Below are 22,959 nucleotides of genomic sequence, written 5' to 3'. Positions count from 1 at the left end.
GGACCTCACTGGCGCTGGTCGTCCAGCGTCACCCCCTTCGGCGGGGTAAATTTGAATTTGGCAGCGTCAACCGTGGTGTTCTGCTGGCTTTTCAGTGCGTAAGAGCTGCGCTGGCCGTCCTGCTCAACTGCGGCAAAACTGCGGATAGTACCGCTGTTGGTCACAGTAATGGCGAACTGTTTCAGGTTACCGCTGCTGGATTTTGGCGTCAGCTCAAAATCGTCGCCTTTCTGCTTCACATTATACTGTTTCCAGTCATTGGCATCGTTGCGGGTGATCAGCATAAACGGCGTGTTGCCGGTGGCATTTTTCAGCCAGGTGGCAGTGACCTGCTCGACAAACGGGTTATAAAACCACAGGGTTTGGCCATCCGATACCAGCACGCTCTCGTCAGGTGAGGTCATGTGCCAGTTAAACAGATTCGGGCGTTTTACCCACAATTCGCCTTCGCCCTGCTGTACCGCAGCGCCGTCGCTGCTGGTCACGGTCTGGGAGAAACTGGCGTGGAAACTGTTCACTTTCGCCAGACGACTTTGCAGATCCTGTGCGGCGTCGGCCAGCACAGAGGTGGAAGCGAATCCCGAAAGCAGACAGCAGGCAACCAACAGTTTTTTCATTATTCCAGATACCTTATGAAATGCGTTAACCGCAAGGCGGTGCCGTGCGGGTCAAATTAACCCTTAACCAACGTTACTTTACCCGAAGCCACAAGCCGGCAGATAGGCCAATGTTCCGAGAAGCAGACGGGTTTACGCTTCTTTGCACAAGGGCCGCTAAGCGGCCCTTTATTATTGAATAACAACGATTAAAGCTTCATCAGTCATGCCGTGGCGGTGCCAGCACCTCGCGGTTGCCGTTATGCCCCTGCTCGCTGACGATGCCCTGCGCTTCCATCTGTTCGATGATGCGCGCAGCGCGGTTATAGCCGATGCGGAACTGACGCTGCACGCCGGAGATAGAAGCGCGGCGTTTATCCACCACAAACTCCACCGCCTGGTCAAACAACGGATCCAGCTCTTCGTCACCTTCCAGGCCGCCGCCAGCGCCACCCTCACCGTCGTCACCGGCGCTGAGGATACCCTCTTTATATTGAGGCCGCTCACGCGCTTTCCAATCCTTGACCACCGCATGCACTTCCTGATCGCGCACAAATGCACCATGCACACGTACAGGAATGGAGGAGTTAGGCGCCAGATACAGCATGTCACCCATCCCCAGCAGAGATTCCGCACCGCCCTGATCGAGGATAGTGCGCGAGTCAATCTTGCTGGATACGGTAAAGGCGATACGGGTTGGGATGTTGGCCTTGATCAGGCCGGTGATCACATCCACCGACGGCCGTTGGGTCGCCAGCACCAGGTGGATCCCCGCAGCACGCGCTTTCTGTGCCAAACGAGCGATCAGTTCCTCAACCTTCTTGCCCACCGTCATGATCAGGTCGGCGAATTCGTCCACCATCACCACGATGTAAGGCTCTTTCTCCAGCACCGGCGGCGTAATGTCCATACTGTCAGTCGGCTTCCAGAAAGGATCCGGGATCGGGCGCCCCATCGCTTCAGCCTGATCAACGCGTTCGTTATAACCGGCCAGGTTACGCACGCCGAGTGCAGACATCAGCTTGTAGCGACGCTCCATCTCCGCAACACACCAACGCAGGGCGTTAGCGGCGTCTTTCATATCGGTCACAACGTCCGTCAACAGGTGCGGAATGCCTTCATAAACCGACAGCTCCAGCATTTTCGGGTCAATCATGATAAAGCGCACTTCTTTCGGCGTGGCCTTATACAAGATGCTCAGGATCATGGCATTGACCCCAACCGACTTACCGGAGCCCGTAGTACCGGCCACCAGCAGATGTGGCATTTTCGCCAAATCGGCCACCACCGGCTCACCGGAAATGTCTTTCCCCAGGACGATCGCCAGCGGCGACGGATTGTCGCGGAACGCTGGGCAATCCAGCACTTCGCGCAGATAAACCGTCTGACGTTTAACGTTAGGCAGCTCCAATCCGACATAAGGCTTGCCGGGAATGACCTCTACCACACGCACGGCGGAAGTTGACAGGGAACGCGCCAGATCGCGTGACAGGTTGGAAATACGCGCAGCCTTGACCCCCGGCGCCAAATCCAGCTCAAAGCGGGTAATAACCGGGCCAGGTAAAATATCCACTACGTCGGCTTTCACCCGATAGTCGGCCAAACTCGCTTCCACCAAACGCGCCTTCTGCTCCAACGCGAAAGAGTCCACCGGCTCCACCTCTTTCGGGGCTTCGGTCAGCAGATCCAGCGTCGGCAACGGCGTGGTCGGTTTTTGCAGCGGCATATCGTTGCGCATCAGGAACGGGTGAATCAGGCTGTCCATCGCCGGCTGCTGCGGTGCAGCCGGAGCCGGTTGCGCCACAGGTTGCTGATAAGCTGGCGGCTGCTGCTGTACCGGTTGCTGCTGTGGTGCCTGCTGGTAAGCAGGCTGCTGATAAGCAGGTTGAGCAGGCTGGTATGGCTGCGGCGCCGGAGACTGAGACGGCGACGAATAAGCCGGTGCAGCAGGCTCAAACTGGCCAAAGGGGACATCGTCTTCACGTTCGCTTTGCTGCTCGATACGTTCTTCAAGCTGCGGCGACAGAGTGAACAGGGGTTCGCTCGGGCTATCGTCGACCAAATCATCCATCGGCGAGAAGCTGAACGCGTTGCGGGTATCTACCGGATTGGCGATCGGCGCCGATTGCACAGGTTCCTGCTGGCCATAGCGTGCCTGCTGTTGCTCGGCAAACGCCTGACGCAACGCCGCTTCCTGCAGGGCTTGCTCATCATCTTGATTATCTTGCGGATATTCCTCACCGTAACGCTGGCTTTGCTGTTCGGCAAACGCCTGGCGCAGCGCCGCTTCCTGCAAGGCTTCTTCATCTTGCTGATGGCTTTCCGCAGCTTGCAGCGGTTGATCATCGCGGGGACGCTGTTCCTGCTCGGCTACACGCTGCGAAGGCAGCTTGATACCGTAAGACGCCAGCTCGCGCCGGGTAGGAATACGCACCGGATTCGGCCGCGGCAACTCAGGGCCAATGCCCTGTTTCACCTGCGAGTTACCGTCGCTGGTAGCCGTAAAGGCAGGCATAAAGGTATTGGCGACAACGGCCGCCGCTGCGGCTTCTGCCTGCGGTTTCATGCTGCCAAATGGCGTAACCTCAGGCTCGCCGGCACTGAAGCCGGTGGATCTGCCAACGTCAACGCTGTCGCGCTGAGCCGCAGAGAAATCAAACGGGGAGCGATCGTGCGGCTGAGATACGGCCGGTGCGTCCCAATTGCCCAAACGCGGTTCATCATCGTCCCGGTAAGGATCGGCCGGGCGCGTCATTTTCGGCGCTGGCGTCTCTTCAGGGATTTCAAACGAATACAGCGGTGGCGCGGCGTTCTCCACTGCAGCACTCATCGGATGCTGGTTCACCGAGGCCGGAGCCGTTGGCGCTGCCGTTACCGCAGGCGCCGTCACCGGGGCCGCTATCGGCGCGGGATCAGGCGTTACCGGCGTGCTGACAGCCACTGGCGCGACAGGTGCCACATCGGCATCGTCGTTAGCCCGCAAGCCGTTGAGCAGCGGATCGTCAGCCTCGTCTGCCGCGGCGTTGGCAGCATCCGTTACCGAAGGTGCAGAAAACAGTACGTCATCTTCCGCTTCCGCCGCATTGGCTGCAGCCGCAGAGGCGGCTACAGCAACTGCGGCCCCCTTCCCTGCCTGCTCCGGCTCGTCGTCGACGTAGCGATCGTCATCGTCGTGATAACGCTCCTCACGGCGTGAGCGGTTGGTCATGAAAGTGGCCGTACCCAGCACCACACCGCCGATTCTCTCGGCGATCACCAACCAGGACCAGCCGGTGAAAAGCGTGAGCCCTGCGGCCCACACGCACAATAATGCCAGCGTTGCGCCAATGCCGTTGAACCACGGCAGCATGGCGTTGCTCAGCAAGCTGCCGATAACGCCGCCGGAAGCGAAGTAATAGAGATCGTCGACATTCAGTGCCGCCAGGCCACACGAGGTGAGCACCAGCGCCAGCGTGCCGATAAGGCGCAGTGAAAGCGCAAAATAGTCGATGTAATCGCCGCTGTCGCGCTGACGGTAAGCCGCCCAGCACAAAACCAGCATGATCGGCGGTATTGCGTAAGCAAGTACCCCGAAGGTGAAGAACAGCGTGTCGGCCAACCAGGCTCCGACGCCACCGCCCAGGTTATGAATCGGCTCATGCCACGCGGTCTGCGACCAACTTGGGTCAGACGGATTGAAACTGACCAAGGCAGCCATGAGGTAAACGGCAAAAATGGCTACCACAATCAACACAGCTTCAAGCAAACGGCGGCCACTGCTGAGTTTTTTCAGGGTAACTTCTTTATCTTCTGTATATTCCTGGCTCAAGAAAGGCTCTCCAGGTTCCTGTTAGCTGACATAGCAACAGCGCCGAGAAGCTTCCCCGGCGCCGAAACTGTATGAATAAACAGGAGTGTAACCAATTTAATCAGGTTTTGCACCTGCACCTTACCGTGTTTTGATAACCAGACGGTTACTCTGTTTGACTTCTTCCATGACCACGTACGTACGGGTGTCGTTAACCCCCGGCAGACGCAGCAAGGTTTCACCGAGCAACTTACGGTAAGCCGACATATCCGGCACGCGGGTTTTCAACAGATAGTCGAAATCACCGGACACCAGATGACACTCCTGAATTTCTTCAAGCTTTTGAACTGCTGAGTTAAATTGCTCAAACACATCCGGCGCGCCGCGGTTCAGCGTGATTTCCACGAAAACCAGCAGAGATGCATCCAGATAATGCGGGTTGAGCAAAGCGGTATAGCCATGAATAAAACCCTGGCGCTCGAGGCGGCGCACACGTTCTAAACATGGGGTTGGGGATAACCCCACGCGCTTCGAAAGCTCAACGTTCGAGATACGCCCATCCTTCTGCAGCTCATTCAGGATATTGCGGTCGATACGGTCGAGATCTTTACCCGGGCGTTTCTTATTGTCTGCCATTATTATTGTCTCTCTTATTTTCTTCCCTGCACTTGCCACACCCTAGCCAACGTCAATGTGTAAGGGCTTGTTCCAAGCGAAGACCCGATGCCTGTCATATGCTTCACTACCATCATTCATCGTTGTGCAACCTGTCTGTCAACCCTGCACAACGGATTCAAATGACGTTCATCTCAAGAAGGAAATTGCCATTCGCTGACGCGATGTTCCCCTCACCTGCCGCTCTCCGCTTCGACAATGGCGCAAAATCCTGCACCGCCGCCGCAAATACGTACGATTTACTGTAGGTAGGGGGATAATTTCTTCTTCCTATGATGTTTTCGCAAATGCGCAGCGGATTGTCAAAGTAAAAGAAGCAAAATCAGAAGAACCTGTCGTCATGAAAAGTCAGCACCCCATTTTTAGTTATGAATCGCTGGCTTAAACCCCGCAGAGCAAAACGGCTGAAACCCGGTAAATGTGGTGTCTCAGGCAGAACGAGCGCATAACGCCGGCAAGTGGCTTCCATAAGTTAAATTGCTGCGTTTTACGCTCGTTTTGGTGGTAAAACAATAATTAATAGGTCACGGCTATCAAACAAATCGTTAACAACATCCGCTGACGCTTTTTTTAATGCTGCATTTTCCCTACAATCGGTTTCATTGTCCGCATTGTGGGAAAAGAGGGTATTCATGGGCACGGCTAAACATAGCAAATTACTGATCCTGGGTTCCGGCCCGGCCGGCTACACCGCCGCGGTTTACGCTGCGCGCGCAAACCTGAGCCCGGTACTGATTACCGGTATGGAACAAGGTGGCCAGCTGACCACCACCACCGAAGTGGAAAACTGGCCTGGCGATGCCGAAGGCTTGACCGGCCCGGCGCTGATGGAGCGCATGCGCGAGCACGCAGAAAAATTCCAGACCGAGATCGTGTTCGATCACATCAACAGCGTCGATCTGCAGAACCGTCCGTTCCGCCTGTTCGGCGACAGTGGCGAATACACTTGCGATGCTTTGATCATCGCCACCGGCGCATCTGCCCGTTACCTGGGCCTGCCTTCCGAAGACGCCTTCAAGGGCAAAGGCGTTTCCGCCTGCGCGACCTGTGACGGTTTCTTCTACCGCAATCAGAAAGTCGCGGTAGTCGGCGGCGGCAATACCGCCGTGGAAGAAGCGTTGTATTTGTCCAACATCGCCGCTGAAGTTCATCTGATCCACCGCCGCGACAGCTTCCGCTCAGAGAAGATCCTGATCGACCGGCTGATGGAGAAAGTGAAAAACGGCAATATCGTGCTGCATACCGACCATACGCTGGATGAAGTGCTGGGCGATCAGATGGGCGTTACCGGCGTGCGCATTCGCAGTACCAAAGCGGATAATGCAACGCAGGAACTGGCGCTGGCCGGCGTATTTATCGCCATCGGACACAGCCCGAACACCAGCATCTTCGGTGGCCAACTGGAGTTGGAAAACGGCTATATCAAGGTTCAGTCCGGTATTCACGGCAACGCCACCCAGACCACCATTCCTGGCGTATTCGCTGCGGGTGACGTGATGGACCATATCTACCGTCAGGCGATCACTTCCGCCGGCACCGGCTGTATGGCAGCGCTGGACGCTGAGCGTTACCTGGACGGCATCGCTGGCGCAGAAGTGCTGTAACGGCACGTTCTGTTATCCTGAAAAGCGGCTGCTTCAGCCGCTTTTTTTGTACCTTAACGATGAGCGGATGGGCATAGGATGCAGAACCTTCTCCACTGGCGCTTGCTGGTCGCCGTGGCCGACAGCGGCAAAATTACGCTGGCGGCAAACCAGTGCGGCATGACCCAGTCCGGCGCCAGCCAGGCTATCGCTCAATTGGAAAGCGCCCTAAGCACGCAGTTGTTTGTCCGCCTGCCACATTCAGTGACTCTGACACAAAGCGGTGAGCGAATTGTCCTCCACGCCCGCGCCATGCTCGCCGAACTCGATGCGATCCAAAACTACGCGCTGCAGGCGAAAAGTGCGCACTCGGGCAAAATTCGGCTGGCCAGCTTTCCCTCGGCATTTGCCCTCTTGCTTCCGCCGCTATTGCGTAAATTTCGCCGCCTCTACCCCGCCATTGAGCTGATTCAGTTGGAAGGCACCGATCAAGAAGTGGAGAACTGGCTGGCACTGGAAACCGTCGACGTCGGCGTGGTGCTGAACCCAAAGGAAGAAAGACAAGGCTATCCTCTGGGACAAGATCTGTGGCTTGCGGTTACCGCCAGCGGCCACCCGCTGGCCAGGGGCCGGCAACCGGTGGATTTTAAAGCGCTGGCCGGGCTGCCCTTTGTGCTGGCTACCGGCGGCTGCAGCCTCAACGCGCAACGGTTGGCACAGCAGGCCGGTATTGCGCTGGCTGACATACGTGTGACCGTCAGCGACTGGAGCACTGCACTGACGCTGGTGCGCGAAGGCGTCGGCGTTTCGTTGATGCCTGCATCGGTGATACCGACCGACGCCGCCGGCATTTGCGCTCTGCCGTTGAGCGTCCCGCTCTACCGTTGTTTTGGCCTAGTCTGTTCGTTCGCTGGCGCGGGCTCTGCACCGGTACAAACCCTGCTGGATTACCTGCGAGATCATCTGCCGCAGCCCGTCAGTAGCTGAACTGATGACGGGTTTCTGACATTCTAATTTTTCTGCAGGCCCCACCGGCGCCATGCTGTCGGTCAAGCGATATCGCTTTTTGCCTCAGGAATTCTCATGAAACTCTATTTTGCGCCCGACGCCTGTTCGCTATCCCCGCATATCGTCCTGCGAGAGCTGGAATTGCCGTTTGAACTTATCCGGGTGAATAACCGCAGCAAACGCAGCGCCGACGGCGGTGATTTTTATCAGATCAATCCCAAGGGTTACGTCGCCGCCCTGATGCTGGAAGACGGCCGGGTGATTACCGAAGGCGCCGCCATCGTGCAATATCTGGCGGATCTGCGCCCTGACGCCGCACTGGCCCCTCCCAGCCATACCTTCGAGCGGGTGCGCTTGCAGGAATGGCTGAATTTCATCACCGCCGAGATCCACGCCGGAGCCAGCCCGCTATTCAATGCAACCCTGCAGGAAGAGGTCAAAACACTGTTCCGCGACAAACTGCGCCGCCGTCTCGATTATGTCGCTCAGGCGCTGGATGGGCAGGATTTCCTGTTGGGGGACCGCTTTAGCGTGGCGGATGCCTATCTGTTTACCGTACTGCGTTGGATGGCCCCTTTTTCCATCGAGTTAAAAAACTGGCCTACGTTAACCCGGTATATGGCGCAGATCGGTCAGCGTAAATCGGTGCAAGCCGCCCTGGCGGCGGAAGCGGCCAGCCGTGAGGTGGAATAACCCTCGCGACCAGAGTCTGTTATAGGGATATTTGACCGCTTTATTATTTTCAGTCTGCCGGGTGAAGAGGTAACATTAGCCTTCGCTTGTTCGCTTCAGGTTGAGGCAAACACTTTTTTTAACAGTACGTTAACCTTGCTTGTAACAACAGGCACCGGCGACGCAGACTCATATCTGATGAAAAAAACCAGACAGCAACAGTTAACCCGTTGGCTCAAAACTCAGAGCACGTTGGCGCAGCGTTGGCTGCGCCTTTCCATGCTGTTGGGGCTGATAAGCGGCATTCTGATTGTCGTGCAGGCATGGCTGTTGGCCGCCCTGCTCCACGCCCTGATTATCGAACACGCCCCGCGCGAACAGTTGATCCCCTCGTTTATCTGGTTGGCCGCCACTTTCGCGCTGCGTGCGTTGTTGAGCTGGCTGCGTGAACGCGTTGGTTTTATCTGCGGCCAGGTGATCCGCCAGCGTATGCGTCGGCAGGTGCTGGACAAACTTCAGCAGCTCGGCCCCGCCTGGATCCAGGGGAAACCGGCGGGCAGTTGGGCCAGCATCATCGTTGAGCAGATCGAAGACATGCAGGATTATTACTCCCGCTATCTGCCGCAGATGTATCTGGCGGTGTTTATCCCGTTGCTGATCCTGATAACCGTATTTCCGATCAACTGGGCCGCCGGTCTGATTCTGTTGACGACCGCCCCGCTGATCCCGCTGTTTATGGCGCTGGTCGGCATGGGCGCCGCCGATGCCAACCGACGCAACTTTGTGGCGCTGGCGCGGCTGAGCGGCAATTTCCTCGATCGCCTGCGCGGGTTGGATACGCTGCGTCTGTTTAACCGGGCTGAGGCGGAAACCGCGCAGATCGCCAAGTCGTCCGAGGATTTCCGCAGCCGCACCATGGAAGTGCTGCGGCTGGCGTTCCTGTCATCGGCGGTGCTGGAGTTCTTTGCCTCCATCTCCATCGCCGTGGTGGCGGTCTATTTTGGCTTCTCCTTCCTTGGCGAGCTGAATTTCGGCAGCTACGGCACCGGCGTTACGCTGTTTGCCGGCTTCCTGGTGCTGATTCTGGCTCCGGAGTTCTTCCAGCCGCTGCGCGATCTGGGCGCTTTCTATCATGCCAAAGCGCAGGCCGTGGGCGCCGCAGAAGCGTTGGAAACTTTCCTCGGCGCCGAAGGCGAGCAAAGGGGCACTGGCACGCAGGAGCTGAATACCGATGCACCGCTGGAGTTAAAAGCGCAGGATCTGGAAATTCTGTCGCCAAACGGCGTGCTGCTGGCCGGCCCTCTGAGTTTCACCCTGTCCGCACACCAGCGCATTGCTCTGGTCGGGCTGAGCGGCGCCGGCAAAAGCTCCCTGCTGAATCTGCTGCTCGGCTTCCTGCCCTATCGCGGTTCACTGACGGTCAACGGCACCGAGCTGCGTGAGCTGGCGGCAGAAGGCTGGCGTCGGCAGCTCGGCTGGGTGGGACAAAACCCGCACCTGCCGGCGCAAACGCTACGGGAAAATATTCTGCTGGGCCACCCGCAAGCGAGTGAAGCTCAATTGCAACAGGCGGTGGAGCAGGCTTACGTCAGCGAGATCTTGCCGCATTTGCCACTGGGTCTGGACACTGAGGTCGGCGATAGCGCCGCACGTCTGTCCGTCGGCCAGGCGCAACGCGTGGCAGTCGCCCGGGCGCTCATCAGCCCACGCCGCTTGCTGTTGCTGGATGAGCCTGCAGCCAGCCTCGACGCTCACAGCGAGCGACGAGTCATGCAGGCGCTCAACGCAGCCTCGCATCAGCAAGCCACCCTGCTGGTCACACACCAGTTGGAAGATACCGAAGATTACGACCAGATCTGGGTTATGGACGGCGGGCGGATCGTGCAGCAAGGCGATTACGCCACGCTGAGCGCCCAACCTGGGTTGTTCGCCAATCTGATCGCACACCGCAGCGGGGAGCTATAATCATGCGCGTTTTGCTGCCGTTCCTGGCGCTATACCGTCGTCACAGCCTGCTGATCTGCCTGGGCATCCTGCTGGCCATCGTCACGCTGCTGGCCAGTATCGGCCTGTTGGCGCTTTCCGGCTGGTTCCTCGCCGCATCGGCTCTCGCCGGCCTGGCGGGCCTGTTTACCTTCAACTACATGTTGCCGGCTGCCGGCGTGCGTGGCGCAGCGATCTTCCGCACCGCCGGGCGTTACGCAGAGCGCGTGGTCAGTCACGACGCCACCTTCCGCGTTCTTTCTCATCTGCGGGTATTTACCTTTAAAAAGATCCTGCCGCTGTCACCGGGCGGCATTGCCCGTTTCCGGCAGGCCGATCTGCTTAACCGGCTGGTGGCGGACGTCGATACGCTGGACCATCTGTATCTGCGGGTGATCTCGCCGTTAGTCAGCGCCGCGGTGGTGATCATCGTGGTCACCTACGGCCTCAGTTGGCTGGACAGCTCGCTGGCCCTGACGCTGGGCGGTATTTTGTTGCTGCTGCTGCTGTTGGTACCACCGGTATTCTACCGCGCCGGCAAACCGATTGGCGGCCAGCTGACCGCCCTGCGCGGCCAGTACCGCACCGATCTGACCGCCTGGCTGCAGGGCCAGGCCGAACTGGTGGTGTTCGGCGCAGTCAATGATTTCCGCGCCAGTCTGGATGCCACCGAACGGCACTGGCAGCGCCGCCAATGGCAACAGGCTTCGCTGGGGGGGATCGCGCAGGGGGTGATGATCCTGGCCAGCGGCCTGACGGTAACGCTGTTGCTGTGGCTCACCGCCGGCGGCATAGGTGGCGATCCCCAACCCGGCGCGCTGATTGCGCTGTTCGTGTTTGCCGCGCTGGCCTCGTTTGAAGCGCTGATGCCGGTCGCCGGAGCCTTCCAGCATCTCGGCCAGGTCATCGCTTCCGCCACAAGGGTAAAACAGGTTATCGATCGGCAGCCGGAAGTCACTTTCCCGGCCAGTGGCCCGGCGGCCGAGAACGGCGCTGCGTTAAGCCTGCAACAGCTCACCTTTAGCTATCCCGGCCAACCTCTGCCGGTGTTGCAAGACGTCACGCTGGAGATTGCCGCCGGGGAACACATTGCACTGCTCGGCCGAACCGGCTGCGGCAAATCTACCCTGTTGCAGTTGTTAACCCGCGCCTGGAACGCCGATAGCGGCAGCATGCTGCTCAACGGCCAGCCGCTCAGCGCCTATGATGAAACTACGCTGCGCCAGATGACCACCGTCGTCAGCCAGCGGGTGCATATTTTCAGCAACACGCTGCGGGAAAACCTGCGCATCGCCGCCCCGACGGCGGCCGACGAACAGTTACGCGACGTGCTGTGCCAGGTCGGGCTGGAAAAGTTGTTGGATAACGAAGGGCTAAACGCCTGGCTTGGGGATGGCGGCCGCCAGCTTTCCGGCGGTGAACAACGTCGCCTGGGTATTGCCCGCGCGTTGTTGCATCAGGCGCCTCTGCTGTTGCTCGACGAACCGACCGAGGGCCTGGACGCCGAAACCGAACAGCAGATCCTGGCGCTGTTGCGCCGGCACTGCCAGGGTAAAACGCTGATTCTGGTGACTCACCGCCTGTATGGGCTCGAGCATCTTGACCGCATCTGCGTGATGGACGGCGGTCGGATTGTCGAACAGGGCGACCACCTTACCCTGATGCGCCGGCAAGGGCGTTATGCCCGTTTCCGCCAGCGCATCAGTGGGATACCGCTTGAAAATGGCCTGTAGAGGGCGCTGAGACCTTTTATGCGTATTGTTAAGCTGTCACCGCAGTCACTCGCGTTTCCCTCGCCAGAGGGCGCACTGCGCGATCCTAACGGCCTGCTGGCCATTGGCGGCGACCTGACGGCGCCGCGTTTGCTGGCCGCCTATGAGCGCGGTATCTTCCCCTGGTTTTCGCCGGGGGAGCCCATTCTGTGGTGGTCGCCTGACCCACGTGCCGTGTTGTTCCCGGCGCAATACCATATCAGCCGCAGCCTGAAACGCTTTCTGAGCGGCAATCCCTTTCGCATTACGCTGAACCACGACTTTGCCGCGGTAATAGCCGCTTGCGCCGTTCGGCCGCATGAAGGCACCTGGATCGGCCCGGAGGTGCAGCGCGCCTATCTGCATCTGCACCGCCTCGGTTTCGCCCATTCAGTCGAGGTATGGCAGGATAAAGAGCTGGTAGGCGGCATGTACGGCGTGGCGCAGGGCGCACTGTTCTGCGGCGAATCGATGTTTAGTCGCACCACCAACGCCTCCAAGTGCGCGCTATTGGCTTTTTGTCGGCATTTTGCCGCTTATGGCGGAGAATTGATTGACTGTCAGGTGCTTAACGCTCACACTGCCACGCTGGGAGCGAGAGAAATCCCCCGCCGCCAATTTTTACAACAGCTCAGCAACCTCCAGCGCAAGCCGTTAGCACCGGAATGCTGGGCAGCGCAAGTGTTACCCCCACAGCAGGCTGAACCACCCTCCCCAACAAACTAATTTTGCGGAAACGGTGCAATGTTCACCGACACGTCTTTACATAATGTGGGTTTTTCGGCATTATCTTGCCGGTTAAAAACTAAGGTAGTTAGACCTAGAGGATTCGATGGCCAAAGAAGACAATATTGAAATGCAGGGCACCGTTCTTGATACGCTGCCGAACACTATGTTCCGCGTTGAATTGGAAAACGGGCACGTAGTAACCGCACATATCTCCGGTAAAATGCGTAAGAACTACATCCGCATCCTGACGGGCGACAAAGTCACTGTAGAGCTGACCCCGTACGACCTGAGCAAAGGCCGCATTGTCTTCCGTAGCCGTTAATCGGCTCACTCGTCGCCAGCCGATGGCGGCACCGAGGATGTAACCCCTCCGGAGCCCTTTCCGTTTACCCCCGTAGCAACGTTCAACATCGAGTTGCAAGAGCGCAGGTAAACCGAGAGGGCTCGCTCATTTTTGTAGTGGTGATGAAATACTTTCACCCATAAAAAAAGCGATGCCGAAGCATCGCTTTTTCATTATCTGGACTGACCGGCCTTTAGTGCACCGCACCTTCATCCGCTTTGCGTTTCTGAGCGCTGAGGAAGTGGTAAGTCAGTTTCTGGTTGTCTTTGTCCAGTTCGACCTTCACCGAGCCGCCGTCCACCAGTGAACCGAACAGCAGTTCGTTGGCCAACGGTTTCTTCAGGTTTTCCTGCATCACACGCGCCATCGGACGAGCGCCCATCGCACGGTCGTAGCCTTTCACCGACAGCCAGTCACGCGCTTCGTCGCTCACTTCCAGCGACACACCCTTCGCATCCAACTGTGCCTGCAGTTCGACAATAAACTTATCGACAACCTGCTGGATCACCGTGGTCGACAGATGGTTGAACCAAAGAATGTTGTCCAGACGGTTACGGAACTCCGGCGTGAACACTTTTTTGATCTCTTCCATCGCATCGGTGCTGTTGTCCTGCTGCACCAGGCCGATCGATTTGCGTTCTGTTTCACGAACCCCGGCGTTGGTGGTCATCACCAGGATCACGTTGCGGAAGTCCGCCTTGCGACCGTTGTTATCGGTCAGGGTGCCGTTGTCCATAACCTGCAACAGCAGGTTGAACACATCCGGATGCGCCTTCTCGATTTCATCCAGCAACACCACCGAGTGCGGATGTTTGAGCACCGCATCGGTCAGCAGCCCACCCTGATCGTAACCGACGTAGCCTGGAGGCGCGCCAATCAAGCGGCTGACGGTATGACGTTCCATATACTCGGACATGTCAAAACGCAGCAGTTCGATATCCATCGCCTTCGCCAACTGCACCGTCACCTCGGTTTTCCCGACGCCGGTTGGCCCGGCAAACAGGAAGGAACCGACAGGCTTGCGATCGTGGCCCAGACCCGCACGGCTCATTTTGATCGCTTCTGTCAGCGCTTCGATCGCCTGATCCTGGCCAAACACCAGCATTTTCAAACGGTCGCCCAGGTTTCTCAGCACATCGCGATCGCTTGCCGACACGGTTTTTTCCGGGATACGCGCAATACGCGCAACCACAGACTCAATGTCCGCAACGTTGACGGTTTTCTTTCGCTTGCTGATCGGCATCAGCCGGCTACGAGCGCCCGCCTCGTCGATCACGTCGATAGCCTTGTCCGGCAGGTGACGGTCATTGATGTACTTCACCGACAGCTCAACCGCCGCACGCACCGCCTTGGCGGTATAACGCACGTCATGGTGCGCTTCGTACTTGGTTTTCAGACCGTTGATGATCTGAATGGTCTCTTCCGGCGTCGGCTCGGTAATGTCGATTTTCTGGAAGCGACGGGCCAGCGCACGGTCTTTTTCGAAAATGTTGCTGAATTCCTGATAAGTGGTGGAGCCAATCACCCGGATCTTGCCGCTGGAGAGCAGCGGTTTGATCAGGTTGGCCGCATCCACCTGCCCACCGGAAGCCGCACCGGCACCGATGATGGTGTGGATCTCATCGATAAACAGGATACTGCTCTTGTCCTGCTCCAGCTGTTTCAGCAACGCCTTGAAGCGTTTCTCGAAGTCGCCGCGGTATTTGGTGCCTGCCAGCAGCGAACCGATGTCCAGGGAATACAGCGTGCAATCCGCCATCACTTCCGGGACGTCGCCCTGCACGATGCGCCAGGCCAACCCTTCGGCAATGGCGGTTTTACCCACACCGGACTCGCCGACCAGAAGCGGGTTGTTTTTACGGCGGCGGCACAGCACCTGAATAGCGCGCTCCAGCTCTGGGTCGCGGCCAATCAGGGGATCGATACCGCCCACACGGGCCAACTGGTTGAGGTTGGTGGTGAAGTTTTCCATACGGTCTTCCCCTCCGGACTGCTCTTCGTTCACCGGGTTTTCCGCATTTGGCGCTTGGCCCGGCTCGTCTTTACGTGTGCCATGTGAAATGAAATTCACTACGTCAAGACGGCTGACGTCGTGTTTGCGCAGCAGATAAGCCGCCTGCGACTCCTGCTCGCTGAAAATCGCCACCAGCACGTTGGCGCCGCTGACTTCGCTGCGGCCGGAAGACTGCACATGGAATACGGCACGCTGCAGCACGCGCTGGAAGCTTAGCGTCGGCTGAGTGTCGCGCTCTTCTTCGCTGGCAGGCAACGTCGGCGTGGTTTGTTCGATAAAGGCTTCCAGTTCCTGGCGCAGTGCGGCCAGGTCTACCGTACATGCCTCAAGCGCCTCTCGCGCGGCAGGGTTGCTGAGTAACGCCAGCAACAGGTGCTCCACGGTCATAAACTCGTGTCTGTGCTCACGCGCTCTGGCGAAAGCCATGTTGAGACTGAGTTCCAGTTCTTGATTGAGCATAAGCACCTCCCCAATAGTTGCCAAAATCTAGGCTTTTTCCAGCGTACAGAGCAACGGATGCTCGTTCTCCCTTGCATAACGGTTCACGTGTACGACCTTGGTTTCCGCCACCTCGGCGGTAAAAACACCGCAGATCGCCTTGCCTTGATAGTGGACCGTGAGCATCAGTTGCGTTGCACGTTCAATATCATAAGAAAAGAACTTTTGCAGAACGTCAATCACAAATTCCATCGGTGTGTAATCGTCGTTGTTAAGTATAACTTTATACATAGACGGCGGTTTTACCGCATCGATTTGTTTTTCTTCGGCCAAGTGTTCAAAATTCAGCCAATCGTTGTTATTGCCCATTGCTGCTCATCTTCTCTGCTCTGTCCTCTGATATGGGGACAGGTTCCGGTTATTCAAAGTGGGGTATCACTACTATTTTATCATCTTCGTCATCATCTCGCCGTACTGGAACGTGCGCAAAAATCTCTGACAAATTGTTACCAAACAATGTCAATAGCGTTAACTGCTTCAAACTTTGATGAACTGCTTCCTGCGGACAAAAGCCGATCCCTTGACGTGATGATCATTTGCTCTAGAGTGTAAATTCGTGAGCTGGTGGTCTTTTAACCGCCCCGTGCTCATCTGCTACCTGCCTTTGGCGGGTGCGAATTCAGTTATTCATCTCACCTAAAATAGCGTTGCGAGGGATGTAAAAGCATGGAGACGGGTACTGTTAAATGGTTCAACAACGCCAAGGGGTTTGGGTTTATCTGTCCTGAAGGCGGCGGCGAAGACATATTCGCCCATTATTCAACGATTAAAATGGATGGGTACAGGACACTAAAAGCCGGCCAACAGGTCAGTTTTGACGTGCACCAAGGGCCGAAAGGGAACCATGCGAGTCTTATTGTGCCGCTGGAAAGCGAGGCACTGGCCTAAACGCTGATGCAGAGCCAGCCTAAAGCAACCCGCTAAAAATGCCAGCCGCCGTGTGACTGGCATTTTTTATTATACGCTATAATGTCGAGTTGCCGCTAATCACGCCGCAGCGTCAAATACCACGGAGAGAGGCTATTACTCGCGCGCCAGTGCATCGATCGGGTTAAGCCGGGCAGCACTGCGTGCAGGCAGATAACCGAACACCACGCCGATACCGGTAGAGCACAAAAACGCGCTCAACAACGCCGCCGGCGGGAAGTTAATCTGCCAACCTGGCAGCACCAGTTGCACCAGCAACCCGATGGCGAAGGACAGCGTAATCCCCAGGGCACCGCCAACCAGGCACACCAGCACCGCTTCAATCAGGAACTGCTGCAATACGTCGCCGGAACGGGCGCCCACCGCCATACGGATGCCAATCTCGCGCGTACGCTCCGTCACCGACACCAGCATGATATTCATCACGCCGATCCCGCCGACCACCAATGAAATCACCGCCACCAGCGTCAGGAACAGCTGCAGCGTGCGCGTGGTTTTCTCTGCGGTCTGCACCAGGCTGTCCATGTTATAGGTGAAGAAGTCTTTCTTGCCATGACGCAGCGTCAGCAAACGCGTCAATTGCTGCTCCGCTTCCTGGCTATTGTAATCGTCACGGATACGCACGGTGATCGAATCAAAATAGGCGTTGCCCATCAGCCGGTTGGCCATGGTGCTGTAGGGAACCCAAACGTTCAGCGTCTTGCTGCTGCCGAACATCGACTGTTTCTCCTTCGCCACCCCGACCACCGTTGCCGGCATGTTACCCACCAACATCACCTCACCCACCACGTTCTTCTGATGCGGGAACAGCCGGCGCTGGGTGTTGGCGTCGATAACCACCGTTTGCGCCTGCGACTGCACCTGGAACGGATCAATACCGGCCCCTTGGGTGAAGGTCATGCCGTAGACGCGGAAAAACTGCTCGCTGACCCCGGTCACATTGGCCGCCACATCGACGTTGCCCAACCGCAATCGCATGCTGCTGGCGATAGTCGGTGACAGTGCGCTGATATAAGGCTGCTCGCGCAACGCATCAAGATCATCATATTTCAACGACTGACGAAAGGTGGGATCGTCGTCGCCAAAGTCCTTGCCGGGGTAAATATCCACCGTATTGGTGCCGATGGATTTGATATCCGCCAACACCATCTGCTTGGCGGCGTCGCCGATCACCAGGATCGAGACCACCGAAGCGATGCCGATAATAATGCCCAACATGGTGAGCGCAGTGCGCATTTTATTCGCCGCCATCGCCCGCCACGCCATCACCAGCGCCTCGCGGAAGCGGCCGGCCATCTGCTGCCACGACGGTGCCGGCGCGGCCAGTTCCAGCGGTTTGGCATTCGGATTGCCCTGCTGTGCCGGGCGTGAATCGGCAATGATCTCGCCGTCGCGGATTTCAATGATCCGCTCAGCCTGCCGAGCGACAGCCGGATCGTGAGTAACGATGATCACCGTATGCCCCTGCTCGCACAGTTGCTTGAGGATTGTCATCACCTCTTCACCGGAATGGCTGTCGAGGGCGCCGGTCGGCTCATCTGCCAGGATCACCTGGCCGCCGTTCATCAGCGCGCGGGCGATACTGACGCGCTGCTGCTGACCGCCGGAAAGCTGGCTCGGCCGGTAGCTGACGCGTTCACTCAGCCCAAGGCGCTGCAGCAGCGCTACCGCCCGTTCCCGCCGCGCTGCCTTGCCCAGCCCGGCGTAGACCGCCGGCACTTCGACGTTATGCGCCGCACTCAGATGAGGCAGCAAATGGTAGCGCTGGAAGATAAAACCAAAATGCTCGCGCCGTAGCCGGGCCAAGGCATCGCCATCCAGCGTCGCCACATCCTGGCCTGCCACCCGGTATACGCCGGCGCTGGGCTTGTCCAGACAGCCGAGAATGTTCATCAGCGTAGACTTGCCAGAACCGGAGGCGCCCATGATTGCCACCATTTCACCGGCGTCGATGCTCAGGCTCACGCCTTTCAACACGTCCACCGTCTGATCGCCCGACTGATAGCTGCGGCGGATGCCGCTCAGTTGTAACAGCGCCGCCATCAGTTGGCCTCCGAGCCGCCGCGGCTGACAATAACTTCATCCCCGATGCTCAAGCCGCTCGTAATTTGTACGTCAATATTATTACGCAGACCTATGGTCACCTCGCGTTTCTCTTCCTTGCCCTGTTTCAATACCGCAACGTGGTAACGGTTATCGGCGATTTGGTCGCCCAGCGCCGCCAGAGGAATGACCTGCGCCTGGCTGACGCCCGCCAGTTGAATATGCACCTGCGCCGTCATCTGCAGACGCAGCAGGCCTTCGGGGTTCGGCACTTCGAAACGCGCATAGTAAAAGATGGCGTTGTTAACCTTTTCCGGCGTCGGCTGAATGTCTTTCAGCACGCCGTCAAAACGCCGGTTAGGATCGCCCAACACGGTAAACCAGGCCTTCTGACCCGGTTTTAGGCTGATAACATCCGCTTCCGAGACCTGCGCTTTCACCAGCATGGTGCTGAGATCCGCCAACGTCAGAATGTTCGGTGCCTGCTGCGCGGCGATTACCGTCTGGCCTTGCAGCGTGGTGATCTGCACCACATCGCCGTCCATCGGCGCTTCAATACGGGTAAATGCCAGATTGATTTTAGCGGTGTCCAGGCTGGCCTGATTGCGGGCAATCTGCGCATTGATGGTACCGACCTGCGCCTTCTTCACCGCCAGTTGCGTCGCCGCCTGATCCAGATCCTGGCGCGATACCGCTTGCAACTTCGCCAGTGCCTGATTGCGCTGCAGCGTCACCGCCGCCAGTTGTTGTTCGGCCTGGGCCTGTTGCAGTTGAGCGTGCAGTTCACGTAGCGTCGCCTCACCCTCGCGGATACTGTTTTGTGCCTGCTGCGGGTCGATCACGCCAAGCAACTGGCCTTTTTTCACCTTATCGCCGATCTCAACATACAGACTTTCCAACTGCCCGCTGACCTGCGCACCAACGTCAACCTTGCGCACCGCGTCAAGCTGGCCGGTCGCCAGCACATTTTGCTGCAGGTCGCGCTTGGCCACCTTCACCGTTTTAAACTGGGTTGGCGCCGGGCGGCTGAAATGCCAGATCGCCAGCGCGGCGATCGCCGCCACGACGATCAGTGCGATGCCCCAGCGTCGCTTATGTCCTTTAAACATCATTGATGCCATCTTCCTTTTGTTTTTTATCACTTACTTCAAATAACCCAGACGGTTTACCCGGCATCTCATCCGGTGTAAATCCGTTATTCATCATGCCCATAGTAAGTTGAACGGGATTATAACCTTCACGGGCTATGTGCGCATTAAGTCAGAATTAAGAGCAAACCATGAGGGAAACTGGCAGCAATAGATGAAACTATCCTCGGCCTCTCCCGCTACTTAACGTCCGATAAACGTTGCAGCAGAGAATGGTTTGGGAAAAGCAATCTGGCCGCTCGTTTTGGCGCGAGGCTGCTTTTCGCAAGAAGGTAATTTCAGGCGGAAACGGAGCAAAAGTGCCGTGTACAGCAATAGGGTGTAACTAAACCTTAGCTCAACACAATGTGGAGACATCCTTGGTTACAGTTAAGCATTGAACTCCCGTTTAGCGAAAGCTTGCTGAAATAGCGCTATTCGACACTGCCAAGGATTTCATCATGTCTCAGCTCAGCTATCCACTCGTATCTGCACGCCCGCTTAACGGTTGGCAACTGATGACGGCACTGATTAATGGCGATATGGCGCCGAGTAATGCCTGGAAAAAAACCTCATTCCGCCTGAAGTTTATCGGCCGATCGCTGTTTTGCTGGCGCACTACCAGCGCCCTGCTGAACACGCTGGCGTCCAATCCTCTGCGGGATGAAATTCTGAGCGCGCAGCCCAATCTGCCCTGCAAGCTGCATCGCCCCTACCTGGCGGCGAACATGAACAAGATCGAGTGTCTGTTCGCCCTGCGCGATCATTACGCTCTCAGCGCGCAGCGCATGCCGCTGAAAATGCGTATCGGTCATCTGAAGAAACCCTTTGTGCTGGCCACCGCCAGCGGCAAAAGCGGCGAATCGGTTTCGCTGGAGCTGTCGGCCATCGATAATTTGAACAAAGAAGGGGAAGCCACCCTGCTGCTGCGTAACGCCAACGGCATTATGCTGGCGGAAATCACCTTTGCGCTGATGCACTATCAGCAACAGCCGACGCTGTTCATCGGCGGCTTGCAGGGGGCCAACAACCAGGTGCCGCACGCGGAAATTCAGCACGCCACCAAGGAATGCCACGGGTTATTTCCGAAACGGCTGGTGCTGGAAGGCATCTGCACGCTGGCTCATCATCTGGGCATCCGGCAAATAGTGGCGGTTGGCAATACCACCCATATTTATCAGAATTGGCGTTATCACAGTAAAAAGAAAGCCCAACTGCACGCCGATTACGATCAGTTCTGGAGCTCAATGGGCGGCAAGATGCTCGACAGCGGCTACTTCCTGCTGCCGGAGCGCATCACGCGTAAACCGATCGATGAGGTGGTCAGCAAGAAACGGGCAGAATACCGCCGTCGTTATCAATTGCTGGATGAACTGGAACAGGGAATGGCCGAACATTTCAGTACCCGATAAGACTGCCGAGCACCTAATCCGCCCGGCCGCGCGCCAACCAGATCACCCGCGAGAACATTTTCTTCAGCAATGGCGGCACGGAATCGGTGCCCCACTCGCCGGCCTGCATCGCCACTTCGATAGCCAAATCGGGTTTCGAAGAGTGATGCACCGCCTTCAGGATCACCTTGCGTATCGGCATCTGAGCATTGATCGGTACAGAAGCTACGCGGTGATAAACCGGGCTGAAGCCCTCGCGGAACATAAAGTGTTCCATATCCGGCGCCGGCAGCGCAGTCAGGCGATCACGCTCGCTGTCGCCGTGGTTATCCAGCAAACTGCGCACGGTGTTGGCGTATTTCTTCCCGGCCTCGTCGCCGTCCACCAGCGCATGCCATTCAATGCCCATGCGGCGAGCAAACCTCAGCAACGGCTTCAGGCCGCACTGGGCGAATTCAATCACCCGTACCCCTTCCGCTTCAAAGTGATAGCCGCACTGGCGCGCCAGTTCACTCAGCAGCCAAACCTCCGTCTCGCCTTCCACTAGCAGCCAACAGCGGGCAAACAACGATGACGGTCGGTTAAAGCGAATATGAAAAGCAATCCGCCGCCCATCCTCCGGCCCCAGCCCGCGTGGCCCAAGCCGATAAGTGGCAACCCGCCCCGACTCGCGCACCAGCCGGCAAACGTGTTCCACCGGAACCAGAGACACCAGTTCGCTGGAATTGGTGGTGGTGATGCGCTGCAGCGGCAACTGGTTGAGCAACCCCCAGGCCACCGACAGCATGATCGGGTGCAACCGGGTTTCCGGGTCCTCCACCAACAGCAACGGACGGGCGTGCGGATCCAACTTGACGTTGCCCTTGGCCTGCAGCAGCGTAGAAAACATGCCCAGCAAAATCAGCCGCATGCTGCGGCTGTTCGGTTCAGCGACCATCCGGTTGATGCTGTCCAGCGAGCGCCACGCCTGCTGGTCCTGATCTTGATCCAACCGGTGGCTGCGCGGGCGCGCCACCTGCGATCCCTGCTCAGCGAAGTAGTGTTCCAGCAGTTGCTGCATCGCCGCCAGCCCCTGACGCAGCTCGCCATTGGTCAGCTTTTGCGGATTGCGCACCAGTTCGCGCGTCAATTGATCCAACTGCTGAGCCAGCGCCTGATTATCCGCAGGGTGCTCGTCATTGAGCGTGCTGGGCCGCAAGCGGCGAATAAAACGCGCATCGCGCAAACGCAATACCGGGTGAATACGGATAATGGCGTGCGCCAGCTGTTCGATATGATGCAGTTGCATCGCATTGCCCTCGGCGTCCAAAAAACTGCGCCAGGTGCACACCGTATCGTCATCGGCCAGTTCGCCTTCGCAACGGTAATAAATACGGTTCAGATTATCATCGCCCTTGACCCACAGCGGCGACAGGTGGCGATAACGGGGGAGATGAGCGTGCCCGAGGTCTTTCTCGCAAAAGGTAAACACCACCTGCAAGTGCCGGTCTTTGGCCGCCTCTTCGCCGGGAGGAAAATGGAAGTCGTGCACTTCAAAACGGTATAGCTGTTGCTCCGGCGCCAGCAGCAGGGTCAGCGCGTCGAGCAGACTGGATTTACCCCAGGCGTTTTCGCCGAGCAGCAGCGTGTTGTCGTCCAGCATCAGGGACAGCCGATTAATGCCGCGGAAACCTACAATCTCGATTCGCTCTAAGAACATCTGCCGCCTCCCGTGCGTGCCGTCACCGTCCTCAATGAAGGTGACCTTTCCAGAGCATGGTCAAAAAACCCCTTGCAGGTCAAGCAGACTGCATCAAATCTGCCGCTTTACTCCGGTCACCGTTTTGGTTAGC

Annotated in this window: 17 protein-coding genes; 9 read left to right on the top strand and 8 right to left on the bottom strand. The window is 57.6% G+C overall.

Translation table 11 applies throughout. From position 1 onward, the window contains the following. Positions 1–5: 5 nt before the first annotated feature. The 3 genes from lolA to lrp all read right to left on the bottom strand — a co-directional run bounded on the left by lolA (position 6) and on the right by lrp (position 5,019). The gene (lolA, locus tag ACTJJ1_RS02315; protein ID WP_004942614.1) at positions 6–617 is read right to left on the bottom strand and encodes an outer membrane lipoprotein chaperone LolA; all 612 of its coding nucleotides are present in this window, start codon (positions 615–617) and stop codon (positions 6–8) included. Between the two features lie 199 nt (positions 618–816). Then, complete coding sequence (locus ACTJJ1_RS02310) at positions 817–4,404, bottom strand: DNA translocase FtsK 4TM domain-containing protein (RefSeq protein WP_440832248.1); 3,588 nt, start codon at positions 4,402–4,404, stop codon at positions 817–819. A gap of 120 nt (positions 4,405–4,524) precedes the next feature. After that, on the bottom strand, positions 4,525–5,019 hold the full coding sequence (gene lrp / locus ACTJJ1_RS02305) for a leucine-responsive transcriptional regulator Lrp (protein WP_004928318.1): 495 nt from the start codon (positions 5,017–5,019) through the stop codon (positions 4,525–4,527). Positions 5,020–5,690: 671 nt separating this feature from the next. Here lrp and trxB point away from each other — a divergent pair. From trxB to infA, 7 genes are all read left to right on the top strand, one after another. Next, the gene (trxB, locus tag ACTJJ1_RS02300) at positions 5,691–6,662 is read left to right on the top strand and encodes a thioredoxin-disulfide reductase (RefSeq protein WP_004942608.1); all 972 of its coding nucleotides are present in this window, start codon (positions 5,691–5,693) and stop codon (positions 6,660–6,662) included. 78 nt (positions 6,663–6,740) lie between these two features. Continuing rightward, on the top strand, positions 6,741–7,628 hold the full coding sequence (locus tag ACTJJ1_RS02295; RefSeq protein WP_440832246.1) for a LysR family transcriptional regulator: 888 nt from the start codon (positions 6,741–6,743) through the stop codon (positions 7,626–7,628). Positions 7,629–7,724: 96 nt separating this feature from the next. Then, positions 7,725–8,342 carry a glutathione transferase GstA gene (gstA, locus tag ACTJJ1_RS02290; protein WP_122289050.1) on the top strand — a complete coding sequence of 206 codons (618 nt, stop codon included), beginning with the start codon at positions 7,725–7,727 and terminating at the stop codon, positions 8,340–8,342. A 177-nt stretch (positions 8,343–8,519) separates the two neighbouring features. Beyond that, positions 8,520–10,286 (top strand): heme ABC transporter permease/ATP-binding protein CydD, encoded by a 1,767-nt coding sequence (gene cydD, locus ACTJJ1_RS02285; RefSeq protein WP_440832243.1) that lies wholly within the window; start codon positions 8,520–8,522, stop codon positions 10,284–10,286. A gap of 2 nt (positions 10,287–10,288) precedes the next feature. Next, complete coding sequence (cydC, locus tag ACTJJ1_RS02280) at positions 10,289–12,037, top strand: heme ABC transporter ATP-binding protein/permease CydC (RefSeq protein ID WP_440832241.1); 1,749 nt, start codon at positions 10,289–10,291, stop codon at positions 12,035–12,037. A gap of 18 nt (positions 12,038–12,055) precedes the next feature. Continuing rightward, positions 12,056–12,781: a leucyl/phenylalanyl-tRNA--protein transferase gene (gene aat / locus ACTJJ1_RS02275; protein WP_004942593.1), complete on the top strand. Its 726-nt coding sequence runs from the start codon at positions 12,056–12,058 to the stop codon at positions 12,779–12,781. Positions 12,782–12,887: 106 nt separating this feature from the next. Then, on the top strand, positions 12,888–13,106 hold the full coding sequence (infA, locus tag ACTJJ1_RS02270; RefSeq protein WP_002211347.1) for a translation initiation factor IF-1: 219 nt from the start codon (positions 12,888–12,890) through the stop codon (positions 13,104–13,106). A 214-nt stretch (positions 13,107–13,320) separates the two neighbouring features. On the opposite strand, the gene clpA is transcribed toward infA, so the two are convergent. Both clpA and clpS read right to left on the bottom strand, forming a co-directional pair. Beyond that, a complete protein-coding gene (gene clpA / locus ACTJJ1_RS02265) occupies positions 13,321–15,600 on the bottom strand; it encodes an ATP-dependent Clp protease ATP-binding subunit ClpA (RefSeq protein WP_004942592.1) in 2,280 nt (759 codons plus the stop codon). A gap of 27 nt (positions 15,601–15,627) precedes the next feature. Further along, positions 15,628–15,948, bottom strand: coding sequence for an ATP-dependent Clp protease adapter ClpS (clpS, locus tag ACTJJ1_RS02260; RefSeq protein WP_004928347.1), 321 nt, complete (start codon positions 15,946–15,948; stop codon positions 15,628–15,630). Positions 15,949–16,305: 357 nt separating this feature from the next. Here clpS and cspD point away from each other — a divergent pair, with 357 nt between their 5' ends. Continuing rightward, the gene (cspD, locus tag ACTJJ1_RS02255) at positions 16,306–16,527 is read left to right on the top strand and encodes a cold shock-like protein CspD (RefSeq protein WP_004942590.1); all 222 of its coding nucleotides are present in this window, start codon (positions 16,306–16,308) and stop codon (positions 16,525–16,527) included. A gap of 135 nt (positions 16,528–16,662) precedes the next feature. Here the strand turns inward: cspD and macB are convergent, their stop codons facing one another. Continuing rightward, complete coding sequence (gene macB, locus ACTJJ1_RS02250) at positions 16,663–18,609, bottom strand: macrolide ABC transporter ATP-binding protein/permease MacB (protein WP_006324534.1); 1,947 nt, start codon at positions 18,607–18,609, stop codon at positions 16,663–16,665. Further along, on the bottom strand, positions 18,609–19,721 hold the full coding sequence (gene macA / locus ACTJJ1_RS02245) for a macrolide transporter subunit MacA (protein ID WP_004942579.1): 1,113 nt from the start codon (positions 19,719–19,721) through the stop codon (positions 18,609–18,611). Before macA ends, macB begins: the two co-directional genes overlap by 1 nt. Positions 19,722–20,197: 476 nt before the next feature. Here macA and ACTJJ1_RS02240 point away from each other — a divergent pair, with 476 nt between their 5' ends. Next, positions 20,198–21,148, top strand: a complete 951-nt coding sequence (locus ACTJJ1_RS02240; RefSeq protein ID WP_004942576.1) for a VirK/YbjX family protein — start codon at positions 20,198–20,200, stop codon at positions 21,146–21,148. Between the two features lie 13 nt (positions 21,149–21,161). On the opposite strand, the gene ACTJJ1_RS02235 is transcribed toward ACTJJ1_RS02240, so the two are convergent. Further along, positions 21,162–22,826 carry an ATP-dependent endonuclease gene (locus tag ACTJJ1_RS02235; RefSeq protein ID WP_004942574.1) on the bottom strand — a complete coding sequence of 555 codons (1,665 nt, stop codon included), beginning with the start codon at positions 22,824–22,826 and terminating at the stop codon, positions 21,162–21,164. Positions 22,827–22,959: the final 133 nt, after the last annotated feature.

This window comes from Serratia sp. 22264, from assembly GCF_052045345.1.
Classification (GTDB): domain Bacteria; phylum Pseudomonadota; class Gammaproteobacteria; order Enterobacterales; family Enterobacteriaceae; genus Serratia; species Serratia plymuthica.
Note: the sequence above shows the minus strand (reverse complement) of the source record. Positions and strands in the feature narration are given on the sequence as shown.

Coding starts and splice junctions, on each gene's coding strand:
- ACTJJ1_RS02240 (WP_004942576.1), top strand. CDS start 20,198: ATGTCTCAGCTCAGCTATCCACTCGTATCTGCACGCCCGCTTAACGGT.
- macA (WP_004942579.1), bottom strand. CDS start 19,721: ATGATGTTTAAAGGACATAAGCGACGCTGGGGCATCGCACTGATCGTC.
- ACTJJ1_RS02235 (WP_004942574.1), bottom strand. CDS start 22,826: ATGTTCTTAGAGCGAATCGAGATTGTAGGTTTCCGCGGCATTAATCGG.
- lolA (WP_004942614.1), bottom strand. CDS start 617: ATGAAAAAACTGTTGGTTGCCTGCTGTCTGCTTTCGGGATTCGCTTCC.
- ACTJJ1_RS02295 (WP_440832246.1), top strand. CDS start 6,741: ATGCAGAACCTTCTCCACTGGCGCTTGCTGGTCGCCGTGGCCGACAGC.
- gstA (WP_122289050.1), top strand. CDS start 7,725: ATGAAACTCTATTTTGCGCCCGACGCCTGTTCGCTATCCCCGCATATC.
- clpS (WP_004928347.1), bottom strand. CDS start 15,948: ATGGGCAATAACAACGATTGGCTGAATTTTGAACACTTGGCCGAAGAA.
- clpA (WP_004942592.1), bottom strand. CDS start 15,600: ATGCTCAATCAAGAACTGGAACTCAGTCTCAACATGGCTTTCGCCAGA.
- trxB (WP_004942608.1), top strand. CDS start 5,691: ATGGGCACGGCTAAACATAGCAAATTACTGATCCTGGGTTCCGGCCCG.
- lrp (WP_004928318.1), bottom strand. CDS start 5,019: ATGGCAGACAATAAGAAACGCCCGGGTAAAGATCTCGACCGTATCGAC.
- aat (WP_004942593.1), top strand. CDS start 12,056: ATGCGTATTGTTAAGCTGTCACCGCAGTCACTCGCGTTTCCCTCGCCA.
- cydD (WP_440832243.1), top strand. CDS start 8,520: ATGAAAAAAACCAGACAGCAACAGTTAACCCGTTGGCTCAAAACTCAG.
- cspD (WP_004942590.1), top strand. CDS start 16,306: ATGGAGACGGGTACTGTTAAATGGTTCAACAACGCCAAGGGGTTTGGG.
- macB (WP_006324534.1), bottom strand. CDS start 18,609: ATGGCGGCGCTGTTACAACTGAGCGGCATCCGCCGCAGCTATCAGTCG.
- infA (WP_002211347.1), top strand. CDS start 12,888: ATGGCCAAAGAAGACAATATTGAAATGCAGGGCACCGTTCTTGATACG.
- cydC (WP_440832241.1), top strand. CDS start 10,289: ATGCGCGTTTTGCTGCCGTTCCTGGCGCTATACCGTCGTCACAGCCTG.